Here is an 18,199-nt window from a genome sequence, read left to right as displayed (position 1 = left end):
AGCACTTTGCTGCCCACCAACGATCAGCACAGCTACCCCTCACCTGGCCTTCATTCCTGCCCACGCATCGGCGCATCGTCGCCAGGGACAGCAGAATGGCGCTGGAGGCGTTCCAGCAGAGCTTCGGGCGAGATGGCCATATGTTCCAGCAGGAGCCGATGTGGAAAGACGAATCCGTTTCCGATCCTGCGGATCAGAATACGCTGTTCAGCCTCATGCAAGAAGCGCAGATAGTCCAGTGGGATGATCTTGCTGCGGACAAGGCTCATGCGCACGGCCCAGTGATAGACGCAGGCGACTCCACCGAAACGGTAACCGTGCGACCAACCGCACACTACAGCTAGCAGAACGCCCAAAAGCCACGCGCTTCGCCAGGGGATGTCCGGCAGAGCCAGTCGGACGAGGGCGACATAAATCATGCCCATGGCGATACCTGAACAAGAGCCGATGATACAGGCGTATTTGAAGGAACGGCGAATGCCCTCATTCGGACGGTCGCGTACGTCTTGCAGGCTGGGCTCGAAGTGGTCGGCGACGAACAGATAGAGCAAACCGATCGCCAATGCCACGGTGATCAAGATGGGGTTACTGCTCGAGTCGGGGGTAAGCAACTCGAAAGCGGTGACAATAAACCATCCAAAGAGGGCGACACTGGCCAGGCCTATGGCGATGCCGATCAGAGCGTAGGTAGGCTCGCCGGCTCCTGTAAGTCCGCGCAGGCGCGGTCGCCACGTCCATTTCAGCTCCTCAACCGGAGATCTGTTTGTCAGGAGCAGCCCGTCTGTGACGAATACTTGAGCGAACATAATTGCTACCATCAGGAGCTGAAAGACTCGCCCATCTCCACCCAAGAAGTCTGATGGCGCGCTAGTGGCCAACAGAACAGCAAGTGCCACAGCGTTGGTGCGGGCGTTGGTGGGCTTGACCTTGCGGTAGGCGAATATCGTGAAGAAGATCAGCATGCCAGCAGAGAGCCCAACAGCCTTTGCTGTAGCCAGCGGGTCGGACACCGTAAAGACGCCGAGGGTGTGGGCAATCGTCAGCCATATCAGGGCAAGGCCAAAGACCGAGTACTGAAATACCCATTTGTGCACCACTCTCAGCATGATGGTACTTCGCGAGGGCGCCCATGACTCATCCAGACGGTCTAGATAGAACGCCTGCTCTCCGCGCGCGGTGAGGGTGCGCGCGAGCCACGTGAGCCAGGTGATGATCTGCTCGGCGGAATAGCGGCCAGTGCGATGCTCATACAGCATTCGGTCGATGTAGGCGTCGAAGATTCGGCCCTGGCGTTCTTGTATCGTGCCGTGTTGGCGGAGCTCGACGGCCCGACGCCCTGCGTACGTGCGGCCGATGATGTAGAGCATCAACGGCGAGCGCAGCAGACCCCACAGCGAATTATCTGTCTCCAGTGCTTCACGCACGTCCAGCAGCGCTGAATCGGCAGTGGTGAGATACCAGCGAACGTCCTGCTCGGTGGGTTGATCAATGATCACGGTGTACAGTCCGCTGATCGTCTCTGCCAATCGGCGGTCGCGGCTTCGACAGGTGAGCACCATACCGACGCAGCGCCGTCGAAAGCCGATCAACTGCCTCGCGCACTCACGCCGATGCTCCTGATCTCGGACATCGTCAAGACCATCGAATAGAAGCAAAACATCATCGGTGTCTTGCCTCCGTCCGGCTGCTCGGGGATGAGTTCCCGCCAGCAGCACCCGAACCACTGCCGGAGCGATGTCGTAGGCGGTGCTGATCTCGCCGACCAACCACTCCTCGAACGGCTGACCGTGATAGCTGGACAAGCTAACCAGGATCGGCACGACCGCTTCCTGGTCGGGCTCAGCAGCCAACGCGCGCTGAACGAGTTCCTCGGCCAACAGCGCCAACTGAGTGGTTTTACCCAGGCCCGGCGAACTGATCAGCAGCAGATTCTCCGCACAATCCTCGAACACCTGCGTCACGGTGGTGCCATCCGGATATGGCCGCGGTTCCTCACCTGGCCTGGTGGCGCGCTTGGCGAAGTGCGCCGGCAGCGGCCTGCCCTCCTCGTAGGCTCCAAGCAGAGCGACCGCCCGGGCCCGCACTAGTTGCAAGAACACGTGGCGTCGCCGTGCCCGCTCGGCGAGACGGCGCCGCCGAGATAGCGCCCGCCAAGGAGTCACCAACAGGTCGCGCGCCACACGCAGAGGTCGACGCCATACCCGCCAGGAGGGGTGATCCCAATCGCGTACGTCATCCTGCGTCTGCGCGGGGTCACCGTCATCGTCCATTCCAGGCAGCGGTGCCCAGGTGCCGAGCGTCTTACCTTGCCTGTAGAGGTCGTCAACCTCTTGCCAGCGATGCTTCCACTGTGCCGGTCGACCATCTAGTGCTTTGACGATGCGTTCGCATAGGACCCAGTCGAAAGGCGTCTTGCCGTTGAAAACGGCCGAGAGACGAGGCGGGGAGTAGGTCGTCTTCTGCGCCAGCTCGTTCAGTCCGAGCCGAGCAGTCGGGTTATTCCGGTCATATAGCTCATCGTAGATACGACAGATCAGACCTGCCCACAGATGAAGACCAGGCTCTGCCTGGGAAGGATCCGGCCGTGGCAATCCCTTGGTACGGCTGCCACCGGCCGAGCTTCCGTCGCGGTTCTTGCCAGCCATCATTGCGACCCATTCACCCATTCACTATCGGCCACAGACCCTTTCAGCAGGCCTTTCGGGGCGTTGACACTAAGACTCATCGGCCGGCCGGCCCTTCCGATCGTCAACAGTGAAAGGTGACCCAGGTGGATCCCTTCCATCTTCCCGAGGTGTATCTGCTCGCCACGGCAGCCCTGCTGCTGGCTCGCACGCTGCTCCTGCGCCTGTGTGAGGTAGTAGCCCTCGCCCTCGTCCTGCGCGGCAGCCTGCCTGAGGAACGGCCAAGGCTGATCAACGAGTTCTCCCGGTGCTTGCACCCCACACGTCCTGATGCGCTTCGGGATGCACCACGCCGCCGTAGGTAATCGACACCCGCTCCGGCGCGCCTTGAGCGCGCCGGAGTACTTCTGTGAGGCCAGCCTCGCTTGCTTCGGCACAACAGCAGCAGACACGGCAGTCCCTCATGTCCCTCGCCTACCTGGTGACGGCGAAACGCTAACCCACGCCGTACACGAAGAGGGAGAAGTCGACCAAACTGACATGCATAGGACGCCCTCGGTGTGGGGATGGCGCAGACCCTTGCTGATCCGTCAGATTGAACACCGGGTCGGCGGCAGCCCTGCGCCAGTTGCGGGATAACCTCCGTTAACTGGCAAGATGGTGATCACAGGCGTAGCGCGATCTGGGCGACCGCTGTCCGGCGCGGATGCTTCGTTTCCCGGCTATCTGGCAACTTCGCGGATGGTGGAGGCTGACGGGATGGATCCGGTGATCGCCGAACAGCTCGGCCGAGACCACCCGCTCACGGCGCACCTGAACGACTTCCTCACCGACAAACGCAAGGCCGGCGCCTCCGGCCAGACCATCCGTGCCTACCGCGGCGACCTGATCCAGTTCACTGCCCACGTCGACGGCGACCTCGCCGAGCTGAGCGCCGCCCCCATCCGGGCCTTCCTCGCCGACCTCGGCGCCCTGTCGGCTGCCACCCGCAAGCGCAAGCGGGCCGCGATCGCCTCCTTCTGCCGCTGGGCCGTCCGGCATGACCTGCTCGACGCCAACCCGATGGACCGCATCGACACCATCAAGGTGCCCAAGACACTGCCCCGCCCGGCCGCGGCCGCCGACGTCACCAAGGACCTGAACGCGATCTGCTCCCGGCGGCCACGCAAGGACGTCCCGCTGGACCGGCTGCGCGACCGAGTGCTGTTCGAGTCCGCCTACGTGTGCGGCGCCCGCGCCTCCGAGGTGTGGGGCCTGTACGTCGAGGACCTGGACCTGCGCCTGGATGACGAGCATGTGCGCATCCACGGCAAGGGCGGCAGCGTGCGCGCCGTGCTGCTCGACGATCGCGGCTACGTCACCCTGCTCAAGCTCTACCTGGCCCGCGCCGGCTACACCAGCGGGCCCCTCTTCCGCGCCAGCATCAACGGCTCAGGCGGGCCGCTGTCCTACGACGCCTCCCACCACCGATGGGAGACCTACTGCCAGGCGGCCGGAGTCGAGATCGATATCCACCAGCTCCGCCACGCCCACGCCACCGAACTCATCAACGCTGGCGTCTCCATCGAAGCCGTCCGCCGCCGCCTCAGCCTCGCCTCGGCCGAAACCACCCAGCTCTACACCCTCCTGGCCGACGACGTCGCCGATGCCGAAATCCGCGCCGCCCGCCGACGCCGCGACCAGGGAACGCGCTGACCTGCGGCTCGTTCCATCGCGTCACTACCCGGCGAATAGGGTCCCCGGAATCCCGCTGAAGCCTCCGACTAAGTTACTCGCGGGTACCGCCAACGGCTGTCTGTAGGTTCCTCAACCCCGGAGCCCCGGCCGGCTCCCGTCCTGGCGCCACCGCAGCGAGGGAGGATTCGACTCCAGCCGCTACGAGGTGAGCCCCATCAGCGAACCGCAGGCTCGCACCTTCATCCAGGCCCGGCACTACTCCGGCACCTACCCGGCCGCCGTGCTGCGCTACGGCCTGTGGGAGCGCCACCGCGAGCGCAACAGCGAAGGTCTCGTCCTGGTCGGCGCCGCGGTCCTGTCGATCCCGGTCAACCAGGCGGTCCTGACCTCCGTCTTCCCCCGCCTGGAGCCCTACCAGGAGTCGCTGGAGCTCGGCCGGTTCGTCCTGACGACGCCGTGCCCGCCAACGGCGAGAGCTGGTTTCTGGCCAAGGCGCTCCACCGCGCCCGACGCGGAGCCGGGATCAGCGGGGTGGTCAGCTTCGCCGACCCGCTCCCCCGTGCCGCCCTGGACGGCAGCCTCGTCTTCCCCGGCCATCGAGGCGCCATCTACAGGCCACCAACGCCGACTACCTCGGCCGCACCAGCCCCCGCACGATCAGGCTCCTGCCTAGCGGGCAGGTCATTTCCGACCGAGCCTTGGCCAAGATCCGCAAACAGGAGCAGGGCCACCGCTACGCCGAGCAGATGCTCTGTAGCTTCGGAGCAGCGCCCCGCCGGCCCGGCCAGGACCCGCGCTGCTGGCTGGAGGAGGCCCTGGCCGCCGCCCAGGTGCGAGCCGTCCGCCACCTTGGCAACCACCGCTTCGCCTGGACGATCGGCCCTCGCCGACTCCGCTCCCGCATCACGATCGCCGTCACCGGCCTGGCCGCCCGCTGACGCCGCCCCATTTCCTGAACCCGGCGGTTCCAGCGGTTCTCCCGTCGACCTTCCTGCAACGGCCTTCCAGCCACGACACACCTGGAGTTCAGCATGGTCCACCACAACCAGATCGACATCAGCCCCATCCAGCTCACCGACGCCCAATGGGAGGCGATCTTCTCCCGGGTCGGCGACGTCACCCTCGAGGACGTCGCCGATCTGGAGAACCTGCTCGCCGAAGCACAGCAGGCACTCCAACCGCCCGACCTGCCTGCCGCCGGACAGCAACTCGAGCACCTGCCCGGATCGGCGCTGGCGCACATCAGCCTGGCCGACACCAGCGACGACAACAACTGGACCTTCATCGTCGTCGTGCAGGCCGGCCTCCTGCGCGCCGCCACCGAGCACCTGCCTGTCGGCAGCTTCACCGAGCCGGCCCTGCACGACATCCAGCGCCGCGCTAGCAGGGACCTGGTCCGGGCCGTCCTGAACGAGCTCATCACCTACCGCAACCGGCTGCTGGTGGACCTGGCCACCAGCACCACGACATCTTCGGATACCTCCAGGACCAACTCGCCGGTGAGGCGGCCGTCCATGTTGGTGGAGGTGGCCTGCCAGCGGCAAACCAGGCGCGCCGGCGCAGGCGTCCGGACGATGACCACGATCGGATCGAGCTGCAGGCGCTGCTCGGCCCGCAGATGCACCGGCGAGAAGGTGATCGTCGTGGAGCCGCCGTTGTCGATCGTCGGCCGGAGTGGTGCCATATGGCCGGACAGCCCGAAGCTCACCCTTGGCGACAGCGGCGAGCTATGGGACAGCTCGCCGAAGAGTTCACGCTGATGCGGCCCGTATGGTCGCGGTGCCTTCGGCAGCCGGACGAAACCCTCGCCCGCCTCCAGCGCCCGGCTTTGCCGAGGGACGACAGCCTCGACCTCACCGGGAATGTAGAGCTGGACCTCGACTGCGGCCAAGTTGGCCGACAACAGGTTGACCAGCTCCAGCTCGACCGGCTTGATGTGCACCGCCGCGGCGGGCAGCACCGCCTCCGCCCATGACCCGGCACACTCCAATACATACTGCTCGACCTCGGCACGATACTCCGCAGCCGTCCGGGTCTCCGGCTCGCTCTTCATGATCCGGCCGATCGACTGCTCCATCGCTCGACTCAGCGACTGCTTCATTGCCTGATACTCCGCGCCGGACAAGGAGGAACGTCGGCCGCTCGCCTTCGGCCGCTCGTGAGCCTGCAACGACGCCAGGGCGGCACGGCGCCTCCCAGCCAGCCACCCCTCGACGGCCAGCGGCCCAGCATCGACGGGTCGAACCGGGGTACCGGCTAAGACGCGCACGTCCACCTCGATCGACTGGACGCTACGCTTTTGCCGCAGTCCCAGCGCCTTGACCTCGCTCGTGGCCGCCGGACGTGTGGAGCCGTTGCCCCGCACGAAGATCGCGCCGTCACGCACGCCGTTGTACTCCTTGCACAGGCAGAAGATCTCATCGCCCCACCGCGGTGGTTCGACATCCACGATGAGTACGTGGGCGGTGCGGTCGCCGCGCGTAATCGAGACGTAGGTCGGCCTCCACCGCAACGGCTGATCTCCGAGGTAGGGCGCAAGCCCCTGATCCAGGTCGACGACGTCGATCGGTTCGACGCCGACCAGGTTTCCAGGCTCGACGCCCACCACGAGGTACGCGTGACCCTCGGTGTAGCCGGAGGCGACATCGGGCATGCGGTTGGCGAACCCGACTATGGCCCTGGCAATGTGATGACATCCGGCCTTGCTGTTCAGTGCCAGCGTCGACTTCCACTCCAGCCACACGCTCTCGTCAGCCGGACCGGCCCCATGGATCGCCTCGGCCAAGGCGAGGAGTTGGCTGGGGCGAATAGGAGCGGACCTGTGATCGAAGTTCAACGCCATGCGTCCTCGCCCTCAGTGTGGAGGCAGCCCAGCATGCCCGAGAGGACCGACATCCTCAGGCTGAACCAGGAAAGCGCCTGCCTGTCATTCCAGCTTCGGGCGGCCCGGCCTCAAACGCTCTCCCTGTCGACAGCCGGGTGCCCCGCAGGCAGGATCTCGCTAGCGGGGCGGCTGGTCATGCACCACATCCACCAGCTTCCTCTACGGAGGGAACGGTCGTCGGTCAGTGGGTAGTGTGATCGTCGAGGAGCCCGAATCCGGAGCCGTCGAGCAACAGGCTGTAGCGCAGGTCGAGCGGACCGTTGAACAGATCCCGCGGCAGAGGGACAGCTTCTTCGCTGGCGGTCTCGATAATGCTGAGAAAGACATCGCTTCCCTGCGGCACATCCTCGGTCACGGCCGCCTCAAGGTAGCCGACCGCCATGTCCTTCGGATCTTCGAACCGGCTCCGGTTCTCATCGAACCATGCCGCAGCCCAGGCGATGCTGTGCGGGCGTTCGCGCAGGAGGGCAACGGCGCTGATGTACTGATGGTCGTTGGTGAGCTTGCCGTTGAGTCCGGCGGCCAGCCATGACTCACCCTCACCCTCAGCGCCTTGCTCGGGGATCTCGAAAACCGCCTCGATGTCGCCGTACATCGCGGCGATGAGGCTGCTCTCATCGAACGGAATCGGTTTGCTCATCGGGTTGGCCAGCACCACCATGAGCGGGAGCCCGTCGTCCTTGTACCGTCTGAGCTGCTTGGCAGCCTCCTTGATCTTATCCCGGACCGGCTCAAGCGCCTCCTTCTGGCTTTGAACCATCGGCTGGGAGACACGCATGCCCGTGCCCGCCTCGCCTTCACGGAAGTGGGCCCTCTTGAGCAGTCCCTTGGACGCGAACGACTTGACCTCACACACCGCCCGACGGCCGTCGGGCACCGTGATCAGCCTGTCGGGATTCCTCTGGCCAGGGTCATCGCTCGCGTGCGCCGTATAGCCACGTTCGGCCAGGTATCGGTCAAACAATGCTTCAGCTACGAATCCAAGGTCGCGTCCACTCATACTCCATTGTGCGTCCCACCCCACACCTCCGGCCCCCGTCCGCGGCCAGTGACCTTGGTGATCCTCGGGACCCTGGCAACTTCTCCGGCGCCGAAGAGCACCACAGGCACGAAACCCACCGGCCTTCCGGGGACGATGGGTATGTCGCGGAGCCTGGTGCTCACGCTCCTCTCCGCCGTCCCCTGATGCCGATCTGCGGCATCCTGCCGGCGCGGGTATCCCTGAGGGGTGACGATCACCCGCCAGCGAGGCATCCTCAGCCTCCAGCCATCAGCTGTCCCTGCCGTCTGAATCCGGCACTCGCCGACCACCGCGCTGAGGCAGGCAGGGCCGGACACCACATCCGCGAGCTAGCCCCGGACTGCGGGCGAGCCCCGCCGTAGGCCCTCCGCTCCCGAACGTGGCCCCAGCCCCAAAGTAGCTGTGGGTGATGGTGGTGACTGTGTGTTGGTCAGGAGTGGCTGACCATGGCCCCTAAGAGAGTGGCGGTCCGCAGCAGCCCGCGAGCCTCGCGGTAGGGCGGCCAGGCCGCCGCCTCCACTGTGGGCGGACGGTTCGGCTTGCCAACGTCGGCCAGGAAGATCTCGGGCGTTCGGCGATGTGAGTGACACGGCGGATGGCCTTGGGAGCTGTTCGGTGCTGCCGGAAACTTGTTGATCAGAAACGAAGAAGAATGGTGATCAGCGCAGTGGCCCAGCAAACGATGGTCACTCCATAGATGGCCATGAGTGCGACGTCATGCTTGATCAGCCCCTGGGCCCTCGGCCTCCCAAGGAACTGACCTACACGGACGCCAAGTTCGTGCTCGATCCGTCGCCCCCTGGAGATCAACTCATCATGAAGCTGTGAATTGCGCTGGTCGTAGAGCGCGACACCGATGGTCACGAGGAGACCGAGAACGGTGATGATGAGTCCGGCCACGGGGTTGGACGTGTCCTCCGGCCGACGCAGCAGCAGGGCTGCCAGCAGGGCCGCGCTGACTGAGGGCACCAGCCCCACGAGTTTGAAGCGAGTGTCGGCCAAGGAGCGCCAGCTGGCGCAGATCTCACGATAGAGGTCGAGCAAGGCTGACTCGCCCGGCACTGCGATGTGATCTGGCGGAAAAACCGGGTCGGGGCTGACCTTCAGAGCGCGAGTGAGGCTGACAGGAAAGCCGAGCAGGTGCACCGTAACCTTGGCTGGCGGTGGCTCGCCGCGCGGCGTGGCTGTGACCTGCCAGTAGACGCAGGCCCAGGCGCTGGATCCCGGAGTAGCGCGGGTGAACACCCGGACGTTGCGGAAGTCGCTGTCACGTCCTGGCACCCTGATGGTGCAGGTCACCACGCCCACCGTGTCGGCTTCCCAAATCGCGGCGTTTCCGACCAGGGAACGCTGGAGGGGCTTCTCCTCAGACCGGACGTTTTGAAGGAATGTCGCCTTATCCTCGTCGGGCCGATCGGCAGCCGATCGCCGTAGGACGAAGTCATCAGCGAGCACCCTGTCGAGAAATTCCTCCCAGGGCAGTCCGTCGATGGTCTGCCTACACTCGGCGGCGACGAGTTGCTCGTTTAAAACCCTGAGCTCTTCCATGCCTCGATCGTGATCCAGCCCACAGGCACTGTCATCCGGAACAGCTTGTCCTGTATGGGACAGGCACCTGGGCAACCCCAACGCCCCCGTGGTGCAATCGGTCTGCGATGAGACTCCCCGACTGGCTTCTGCTCGAGCTGGGCTACCCGCATAAGCGGGAGGCCATGTTCGACCCGGTCGCACTCGAGCAGATCCCAAGTGCGGTTTACGACTCGGATCGGCTTCCCCCTGGCCGAATCCCGGCGGTGTGCGGCAAGGTGCTCATCGGTGCCGCAGCATCCCAAACGGATCAGGACCGAGGGCCTGTGGGCGCAACCCGAGGCGGTCACCATCAAGGTGGTTTGAGCTGACGGGCGAGCGGGTGGTTCTCGACGCCGTCTGGCGTGGCTTCGTCCGCGCCACGAAACAGTGGGCCGGCCCGTGCGGTGGAGGAAGGGAGAGGGGAAGCCATGAACGAGAGCAGCCGAGCGCGGACGGCTGGGGTGATCTCCACTCCGGTGGACAGGATCCGCAACGTCACCGAGGGGCACGCGCAGGCGCTGCAGGCCGTTGGGATCCACACCATCTATGACCTGGCGAGGTCCAATGTGTTCGGGGTGGCCTTTGAGCTCGCTCGGCTGGCCGAGGAGTCCGAGGACCCAGACGCCGAGATGGTGCCGAGTGACTGGGTCACTGCGAAGGGGGACGTTGCGGGCAAGACGTTGCGGGAGGTCCTCGCCTCTGATCTCAAGGTCCTCCGGTCGGTGACTGACAAGCAGGCCGCGAAGCTCAGCGAGGGGCTGAAGGTGTCGAGTGTCGCGGACCTCGCGGCCTGGCCGCCCTACCGCGAGGCTCGCGGGCTGCTGCGGACCGCCACTCTCTTAGGGGCCACGGTCGAGGAGAGCTCCGACGCCGACAGCGACGGGATCCCCGACTTTCTCCAGCCCAACAACGCCAATGCGGTCGAGACCTTCACCTACTCCACAATGGTCCTGAGCAAGGTGCATCCAAAGCCGGGCGGAAGCGCGGCGCCGACGCCGATCGTCGATGCAGGCCAGCTCGACCTGGCCGCCGCCCTCGCCAAGGCCGACGCCGGCTACCAGACAGTCGCCGAAGGGGCCCGGATCACCTACTCCCAATCCTGGCATCTGCAGGGCTTGGCGCTCGGCGACCTCCGCAGGACCATCCCGCTCGCCGCCGGTGAACCGGTCAGGATCGCTCATATTGACTGGTCTCGCCGTCAGGCCGGACAGCGCGGCGAGACCGGAGCCCAGTCCGAACAGTTGGACAACGCCACCACCCACAACCGGGCCATGAACGAGGTCGCAGCTGCAACCGCCTCCGAAGCCCAGTCTGGGTTCAGTTCCACCACCAGCGAAGCAACCGCGAAGGCGTGGGGCTCCACCACGAGCCCGGGTGTCCTCGGGGGCCTGGTCCCTGGGGAGTCCACCACCGACTCGGGATCGACGAACTCCAGCAAGGCGGTAACGCTCACCAGCAGCCAGGGCACCCGCAATGTCAACAGTTCGATGAGCCAAAATATTGCTGACGCCACCACCCAGCATGCCACGGCGGCCCGCAGCAGGCGCGCGACTGTGGTGGAGGAGGTCTCTGAGTCGGAGGCTGCCGATACCTCCACCCGCATGATCGTCAACTACAACCACGCGCACGCCCTGAACATCCTCTACTTCGAGGTCGTCCAAAACTTCCGGGCCGACACCCGCCTGGCTAAAGTGGAGAAACTGCTGCTGGTCCCGTTGAAGATGGTCGATCTGGCTGAAAAGGACCTCACCCCCGCTCAGACGGCGGTCGTAGCGTCCCACTGCCGCGACCCGCAGATCAAGGACCTGCTTCTGCGCAAGCTCGGCGGCATTCCATTTACTCTTCCGACCCCGCCGATACCGGTCCCACCAGTGACGGCGCCGCCGAGCGGACCGACGAACGCGTCCACAGCTCCCCGACCCATGCCCCGCCCAGCCCCGATACTGCCGCTCCGTGACCAGCTGCGGAGCATGCTCCTGGGGCCGGGCAACCTGCCGTCCACACAGGTCAAAGCCCTCAGTTCAACCTCGCTGACCCTGCCAAACGCGCTGACGCTGGAGAAGGTCACCTCGCGCGATGTCGACGACAACGCCGAAGTGGTCGCCCAGTTGACCGACGGCACGACGGTCAAGGGTGTGTTCACCAACAAGGTCGCGACCTTTGCCCAGGCGATCCCGGTGAGTGCACTCGTCAACGTCCAGCTCACCGCGGCCGCGGACCAGGCCCAAGACACGTCCAACCTGTCCCTGCATCTGCTCAAGGACGGCATGCCCGTCAGTCCGCTGACCGTCCAGGTCAGTACAGCCACCCTGAATACGCCCCTGATGACGGTCAGCAAGGCGCTCGACGACAGCGAACAGTTGCGTCTCGCCGCCGACCTGCAGCGCAACAAGGTCCGCTACAACCAGGCGCTCTGGGACGAACTCGACGAAACCGTGATCGCGATGCTGCTGGCCGACTACACCTACGGCACAGGCAGTGACAGCCAACCGCTGCTGCAATGGGTCGACCCGAAACCCATCGGCTACATGGGCAACTACCTGGTGTTCAAAATGAACATCGACCCGGCCCCGCCCGACGCCGCGGCGTCGAACCCGCCCACCGTGGCCGAGGAGTGGCGCGACTGGTGCGTCAGCAAAGGGCTCGGCGCAGACCAGATCGGCGAGATCGCACAGACCCAGATCATCGCCATGCCGACCGACGGCCTATTCGCCGAGGCTGTCCTCGGCCGGGCCAACTGCGCTGAGAAGATCGACCTGTCCCGATTCATCAACTGGCAGGAGATGCCGATCCCGCTAGTCCCGCCTGAGATCAACCCGGTCGACCTCGGCACCCGGCACTCCGGCCAGGACCTGCAGCCGGGACAGTTCGCCAACCCGATGGTCAACATCGTGGCCCCGACGTCCCTGCCGGACCCGGTGCTCGCGGCTGGGACGCTCCAGGCCCTCAACAACGGCAACCTGTTCCGCGACATGAGCGCTGCCGCCGCGACGGTCGGCCTGGCGCAGGCGGCGGTGCAGTCCGCGCAAGCGGGAGCCACCGCGGCAGGTCAGCAGTCGACGGAGGCCCAGAACACAGCGGTGAAGGCGGCAGGCGACTTCGCGAACACCGTCGCCCAGTTGGCGGCGACCGCGGTGAAGGGCGGCACCAACGCAGGTGGCGGTTTAGCCACCAAGAGCCTCACTGCGGCCGGGGGTTTGATGAACGCTGGTAAGAGCGTCGACATCGGCAAGGCCGCCAAGGCCGCCGCGAACGGGTCGGCGGCCGGGAGCGGAACTTCAGGTGGGGCCCCAGGCGGCTCCTCCGGAGGCACGGTCAGTGGCGGGCCAGCCGGAAGTTCCGCCGGAGGAGGCGGCACGACGGCCGCCCCCGAGGGGGAGATTGGCTACGAAGAGCGTGGCCTGTTGGCGGCCCTCGGGCAGACTCCCGAGTCCGCGGGGGTCAAGGCCACCGCCCAGAAACCCGACGCGGCTCCTGCCCCGAAGCCAGCGCCGAAGCCCCGCACTCAGCGGACCCGGGAGGTCTACATCAGCCCTAAGTGGCCCGGTGGGTCGGCTCCGGTGGAGGGCTATTATCTGCTGATCGTCACCCCGCCCGATGGCCAGATGCCGTACAGCCAGGACTGGGAGGTCGGAGGCTACGACGTCGGCTACAAACACGATGTCGACGTTCCGCCCGGAACGTGGCGCATCCGGGTCGAGGGCTCGAAGATCATGCTGCCTCCGCCGCTTCCACCGACTATCCAGCTCCCCGGTACCGGACCGTTGGCCATACCCGTCGAGCACCTTGCCCCACCCGCGCTGACCTTCACCGTGGTTGACGAGGTCAGTGTGTCGGCGGCGACCCGTCTCCTCCGCTTCGACGTGGAGCCGGTGCGCGTGGACTCCAAGACAGTCTCGGAGACGATCAAGCTCGCGACAGCCGGTGAGGATACCCATTCTTGGATGGGCCAGATCAAGGCTGCCATTGAGGGAAAGATCGCATCGCTCAAGGCCAGCGGCGAGACCACGGCCGGCTACGAGTTCACGACGAAGACGACCGACGCGAAGGAGCGGACCGTCACCATCACTTACAACTACGACGTCTACTCGCGCGACTGGAAGCTTGTCCGGCGGAAGGACTGAGCCCGTTACGAGCTGCGAGGCGTGTATACGCCCTGGCCAGCGGTGCTGCTGTGGGAGACAGGCGCCTTCGTGGACGACCATGCAGGTCACAGCAAGATCAACACTATTCGGGGCTCGACGCGCATCTCGCCGCCTCCCCAGCACTGTGGGCCGTTCAGTTGTCGATCAAGGATCAGCTCTACCTGGCGGCTGGGGACACCTTCGTGAGCAGGGGCCCTGGCCACGAACCAGGAAAGCCTCTTCTGAACTCTGGCCACGCTGTCGCGGGCGCCAACCCCGGGCCCCCTCGTGATCTACGTAGATCACAAGGGATGCGCCCAGCAGCCAAATAGTTGAACCCGCGTTTAGTTGACGCATGTCGCTCTCGTGTGGGTGGGTTCGCGCCAAGCTAGCCGCGCCCAGCCCCGCGTGTGGCCTCCTGCTGCTCGGCACCAGTTACAGTGCCGAGCAGCAGGAGCTGAGGCCTGGCCTACTGATCCACGGTGCGCCGTGACCACTTTCGCTGCCGGCCCCGATGCGCGATCTTCCATTGCTTGTAGCGGAGTCGGCACTCGAACAGGGCGACGGTGCGGCCGGATGCGCCGTGCGCCCGAATGATGCTCGCTCGCGCCCTGGCCAAGGCGAGGACCAGAGTCGTCAGGCTGCTGATCAACAGGATTGGCGCGATCAGCCAGACCGGCATCCCTGCTACTGACAGCTCGGAGATGACCTTCAGCATGGTTCAGGCTCCAGTCTGGTTGGCCGCGGCATCATGCTGGCACGCGGCGGAATTTGTCCTCGAGCGGTGTTTCTGCATCGCACGCAGGAACTTGCGCCGTACCCGTTCACCGAACTGTTTCGGGTTGTTCGCCTGTGCCAGTAGCGCGGCGTCGTGCCAGTCCGCGTTGGTTTCGCTGAACACGTACATGGCGACGGTGTGCGCCTCTGCGGGACTGAAGTCGACTAGCAGGGCGTCAAGACATGGGTGATGTCCGAAAGGCTGGCTGTACATCGCGTGGTCCTCAACCGGATTGCGCCGGGTTGCAGTCCGCCGCCTGCTCATGCCGCGTGTGCTTCTGGTCTTGCTCTCCGTATCTGGATCGTCAAGATATTCGATGTGTCGATACTCCAGCTTTCGCTCATGCAGCGGTAGAAGGTTGTTCCGCTCGGTCCTTATCTGCCGGTTGAGCGCAGCGATCACTCGGTCATTGTTGAACAGTTCGACTCCGCCCCATCCAATTCCCAGCAGGCCGTTCAGGACGGCTGAGCGCCTGCGAATGGTCAACTGCCACTTCTTGGCGAAGTCCATGGCCTTCTCCTCGTCGCCGTTCATGACGTAGGCGGCCATCGCGTCGTGTGCCTCCTTATAGGCATCGCAAGTGCCCACAGGAACCGGCCACTGGCCCGCAATCGGTGCCAAAGTGTCATATATGTACTCGCTCGGCAGCAGGGTGAACCGCCGCTTGAATGGCAGTGCCCTGGCCAAATCCGCCCGCATCAGGTCCTGACACCGCCGGACCAACTGCACAGCTTCGGCCGGCGCGGACGCTTCGATGATGAAGGGGACGCGATCGGAGCCGTAGGACTTGCGCAGCGAAGCGCTATCGGGGATCACTACGAGCCGGGTCGCCACGCTGTCCGCCCGCAGCCCCGCCCTCCTGGCCACCGACTGGTGCTGCTGCAGCGGACGGCCCATCAGCCATCGGAGCGCCGCCCGCACCACGCCTGGGCCCTTGGCAGCGGGTATCCCTTCATGCCGGACGGTGACCAGGACTGCGAGCCTGCTTTGGGGGTTCGTCAACTTGGTGTGTGCCATCAGAGAACCTTTCGTTAGAGGTGCCTTCACCCCTTGAGGCTCTCGACGGGGGTCCAACGGCAACACAAAAGAGGATGTGGTGCAGATCACATTTTGGCCGTGGGTGGCCAGGCCGTCGATGTCGACCACATGATTCGGTCCGGATCCGATATAGGCACCCCTTGTCGCGGACACTCGCCGCCTTTCAAGGACTCCGCTGAGTCCGGCCACCAGCCTCCCCGCCTCCGCGTGCAAGCCCGAACCGGGGCGTCCGCCGCACCGGGTGCCCGAGGCTGCTGCACGGTCGGAGCTGTCCGTTCCCCGCGCAGGTGCCCGCCGACCCGATCTGACCCGCCGTACCGAGCAGTGACACGCACCCGCCGCCCGCCCGCTGAAGGCGGGCCACCGACACGGACCCTCACCGTTCAAGCCCCGAGGACCATGGCCGGCCGCCGACCGCCACGTCCCCTGCTCGGGCCGTATTCCGATCAGTCAGCCTCGCAGGCACGGGCTTCCGCCTGCGTGTCCGCCTTCACCGGAACACGGACCCCCCGAGCAGGGGGCGCACGGAAGGAAGCCCACCATGACCCTCACCCTCGCCCTGCCGATCACCGCCGAACCCGGACTGGCCACCTGCACCAGGCCCACCTGCAACGCGACGGTCCCCCTCGCCGACACCGTCGAGCTCATCGGCGACGACGGCAGCCGCGGGCGCGAGTGCATCGGCTGCCTGTCCGCCCGCATCGACGGCTACCGCCAGGCGCACGCCGCCGACCTGCCGACCCCCTTCTAGCCCTCCGTCCGGGGGCGGCGACTTCAATCCCGCCCCCGGTCAGCCCGATCCGGTCCGTACCCCGAAACCCCATCCGTCCTGGAGGACACCATGGCCAACGGCACCTTCATCACCCTCATCGGCAACCTGGTCGAAGACCCCGAGCTGCGCTTCACCCCCGTCGCCCGCGAGTTCGCGATTACTGAAGCGGCTGTCCGATTGAACTCACGCCTGCAGGCTAGCTCGTGACGGGGTTCGAGTGCTTCGGTTCACGAACTGGAGGCAGATGCGGCAGCATCGTCCGGCCCGGTGAGGATTCGACGGGCCTTGGCCCACGCGTCGTCGAACTCGATGAGCGTCAGCGGCTGAGGATCGTGGCCTTCCCACTCGTGGACGGGCAGTTCAGCGGTCCGGCCGTAGGTGGCTTCGTAGCTTCCGAATTTGCCGCTCTCGAAGGCGGCCTGCCACTCGGTCAGGGAGGCAGCGGCGAGGGGCCGCTGTTCGGGGCCTTGGAATTCGATCTGGCGGGTGACCCAGCCGTCGTCACCGGCCTCGATGTAGAACCAGATGTCTTCCTCGTCCCAGTAGGCGCGGAACCAGCTCGTCATGGCGACTCTTCAGCAGGCAGCGTCGAACGCAAGCGCCTTATCGTCCTCAGGACCTCGGCACGGTTCTTGGCTGTCTTGAGCCAGGTAGGGAGGCGCTCTACCAGGCTGGACGGAGCCCAAGCCACAAGATCTCCGCGTTCGCGCAGCTTCGCGGCCACATAGGCCTCCAGGAGATCGAGATGACGGACGTTGTAAGCCCAGAGCACATGTCCGCAGCAGCTCGCCTGCAACCACACCTGCCGCTGGAAGAAAGGATCAACAGGACCGCCAACGATGGCGGAGCTCACTGTCTCGTCCTTGAAGAAGCCGCATTCCTTGCAGTGCAAGCGCCGGCGGAAGTTCATGGACCCGGCGGAAGCTGCCTCGCCATCCTCGGGCGCCGCAGGGTGCGGCATGACGACAGCGCACCCGTCGCATCGAGGGCAGCGCACCAGCACCCTGTCGATGAAGTCGTACCCGTACTTGCGTTCGCGCCGATCCCGAAACCGACTATCAGGGCCCGATGCATTCCCAGTCACGCGATCAGCCTCGCCGTCATGTCGCCCAGATTCTCGATCACGGCCCGGGCCGTCAACTGCATTGATGCCGAGACCGGCAGATCGCCGGTCTTGACTCCCGCACCGTCGAACAAAGGAGAAGACCAGTCATGTCTATCGGAGACACCCCGATCACTTTGGTCGGAAATCTCACTGACGATCCCTCGTTGAACTTTTCGCAGCAGGGCGTCGCGGTGGCATCGTTCACTATCGCGTCGTCGCGGCGCGTCCGGGACCAGGCGACCGGCGAGTGGAGCGACGGAGACACGTTGTTCCTGCGCTGCTCGGCGTTCAGGAAGCTCGCTGAGAACTGCGCTGAGTCGCTGAGCAGGGGCTGCCGTGCCGTGGTCACGGGTCGGCTGAAGCAGCGGACCTATGAGGACCGCGAGGGTGTCAAGCGCACCGTGTTCGAGGTCGAGGTCGAGGACGTCGGCCCGTCCCTGAAGTGGGCGTCTGCCAAGGTCGTCAAGGCCCAACGGGATCAGGTCCCGGCTCCCCCTGCCGGGACGGAGGCACCGCCAAACGATCCGTGGGCAGTGCCGCAGGCCCCCGGTGGCCGCGGGTGCCGGTTATCCCTCGGCGCCTCCGTTCTAGGGTGCGGGCTGCGTGA

Annotated in this window: 14 protein-coding genes and 1 pseudogene; 7 read left to right on the top strand and 8 right to left on the bottom strand. The window is 65.5% G+C overall.

The annotated features are described in order from the left end of the window. Positions 1–50: 50 nt before the first annotated feature. Complete coding sequence (locus HNR30_RS45485) at positions 51–2,666, bottom strand: NACHT domain-containing protein (protein ID WP_181616459.1); 2,616 nt, start codon at positions 2,664–2,666, stop codon at positions 51–53. A gap of 717 nt (positions 2,667–3,383) precedes the next feature. On the opposite strand from HNR30_RS45485, the gene HNR30_RS45480 reads away from it, so the two are divergent. The 3 genes from HNR30_RS45480 (at position 3,384) to HNR30_RS45470 (ending at position 5,239) form a co-directional block, all read left to right on the top strand. Then, positions 3,384–4,319 (top strand): tyrosine-type recombinase/integrase, encoded by a 936-nt coding sequence (locus HNR30_RS45480; RefSeq protein ID WP_246380351.1) that lies wholly within the window; start codon positions 3,384–3,386, stop codon positions 4,317–4,319. A 187-nt stretch (positions 4,320–4,506) separates the two neighbouring features. Continuing rightward, positions 4,507–4,974 (top strand): hypothetical protein, encoded by a 468-nt coding sequence (locus HNR30_RS45475; RefSeq protein WP_181616457.1) that lies wholly within the window; start codon positions 4,507–4,509, stop codon positions 4,972–4,974. 25 nt (positions 4,975–4,999) lie between these two features. Next, entirely contained in the window at positions 5,000–5,239 is a 240-nt protein-coding gene (locus HNR30_RS45470) for a hypothetical protein (protein ID WP_181616456.1), read from the top strand. Between the two features lie 485 nt (positions 5,240–5,724). On the opposite strand, the gene HNR30_RS45465 is transcribed toward HNR30_RS45470, so the two are convergent. From HNR30_RS45465 to HNR30_RS45455, 3 genes are all read right to left on the bottom strand, one after another. Then, positions 5,725–7,143 carry an AlbA family DNA-binding domain-containing protein gene (locus HNR30_RS45465; RefSeq protein WP_181616455.1) on the bottom strand — a complete coding sequence of 473 codons (1,419 nt, stop codon included), beginning with the start codon at positions 7,141–7,143 and terminating at the stop codon, positions 5,725–5,727. 223 nt (positions 7,144–7,366) lie between these two features. Then, a complete protein-coding gene (locus tag HNR30_RS45460; protein WP_181616454.1) occupies positions 7,367–8,185 on the bottom strand; it encodes a hypothetical protein in 819 nt (272 codons plus the stop codon). 657 nt (positions 8,186–8,842) lie between these two features. Beyond that, positions 8,843–9,754 (bottom strand): hypothetical protein, encoded by a 912-nt coding sequence (locus HNR30_RS45455; protein WP_181616453.1) that lies wholly within the window; start codon positions 9,752–9,754, stop codon positions 8,843–8,845. A gap of 449 nt (positions 9,755–10,203) precedes the next feature. Between HNR30_RS45455 and HNR30_RS45450 the strand changes: the two genes are divergently transcribed. After that, positions 10,204–13,899, top strand: coding sequence for a hypothetical protein (locus HNR30_RS45450; protein WP_181616452.1), 3,696 nt, complete (start codon positions 10,204–10,206; stop codon positions 13,897–13,899). Between the two features lie 469 nt (positions 13,900–14,368). Here HNR30_RS45450 and HNR30_RS45445 read toward each other — a convergent pair whose 3' ends face one another. Both HNR30_RS45445 and HNR30_RS45440 read right to left on the bottom strand, forming a co-directional pair. Further along, positions 14,369–14,617, bottom strand: coding sequence for a hypothetical protein (locus HNR30_RS45445; protein ID WP_181616451.1), 249 nt, complete (start codon positions 14,615–14,617; stop codon positions 14,369–14,371). Between the two features lie 3 nt (positions 14,618–14,620). After that, positions 14,621–15,694 carry a hypothetical protein gene (locus HNR30_RS45440; protein WP_181616450.1) on the bottom strand — a complete coding sequence of 358 codons (1,074 nt, stop codon included), beginning with the start codon at positions 15,692–15,694 and terminating at the stop codon, positions 14,621–14,623. A gap of 562 nt (positions 15,695–16,256) precedes the next feature. On the opposite strand from HNR30_RS45440, the gene HNR30_RS45435 reads away from it, so the two are divergent. Together HNR30_RS45435 and HNR30_RS45430 are read left to right on the top strand one after the other, a co-directional pair. Further along, positions 16,257–16,466 (top strand): hypothetical protein, encoded by a 210-nt coding sequence (locus HNR30_RS45435; protein ID WP_181616449.1) that lies wholly within the window; start codon positions 16,257–16,259, stop codon positions 16,464–16,466. Between the two features lie 90 nt (positions 16,467–16,556). Next, a complete protein-coding gene (locus HNR30_RS45430; protein ID WP_181616448.1) occupies positions 16,557–16,694 on the top strand; it encodes a hypothetical protein in 138 nt (45 codons plus the stop codon). Positions 16,695–16,714: 20 nt separating this feature from the next. Here the strand turns inward: HNR30_RS45430 and HNR30_RS45425 are convergent, their stop codons facing one another. Continuing rightward, a complete protein-coding gene (locus HNR30_RS45425; protein WP_181616447.1) occupies positions 16,715–17,053 on the bottom strand; it encodes a hypothetical protein in 339 nt (112 codons plus the stop codon). Then, a complete protein-coding gene (locus tag HNR30_RS45420; RefSeq protein WP_220134750.1) occupies positions 17,050–17,397 on the bottom strand; it encodes a hypothetical protein in 348 nt (115 codons plus the stop codon). The genes HNR30_RS45425 and HNR30_RS45420 overlap by 4 nt, the downstream gene beginning before the upstream one ends. Positions 17,398–17,699: 302 nt before the next feature. Between HNR30_RS45420 and ssb the strand changes: the two are divergent. After that, positions 17,700–17,981: pseudogene (gene ssb / locus HNR30_RS48880) on the top strand (single-stranded DNA-binding protein); the annotation flags it as partial. Positions 17,982–18,199 lie beyond the last annotated feature (218 nt).

It is taken from the genome of Nonomuraea soli (assembly GCF_013761175.1).
GTDB lineage: Bacteria > Actinomycetota > Actinomycetes > Streptosporangiales > Streptosporangiaceae > Nonomuraea > Nonomuraea soli.
Note: the sequence above shows the minus strand (reverse complement) of the source record. Positions and strands in the feature narration are given on the sequence as shown.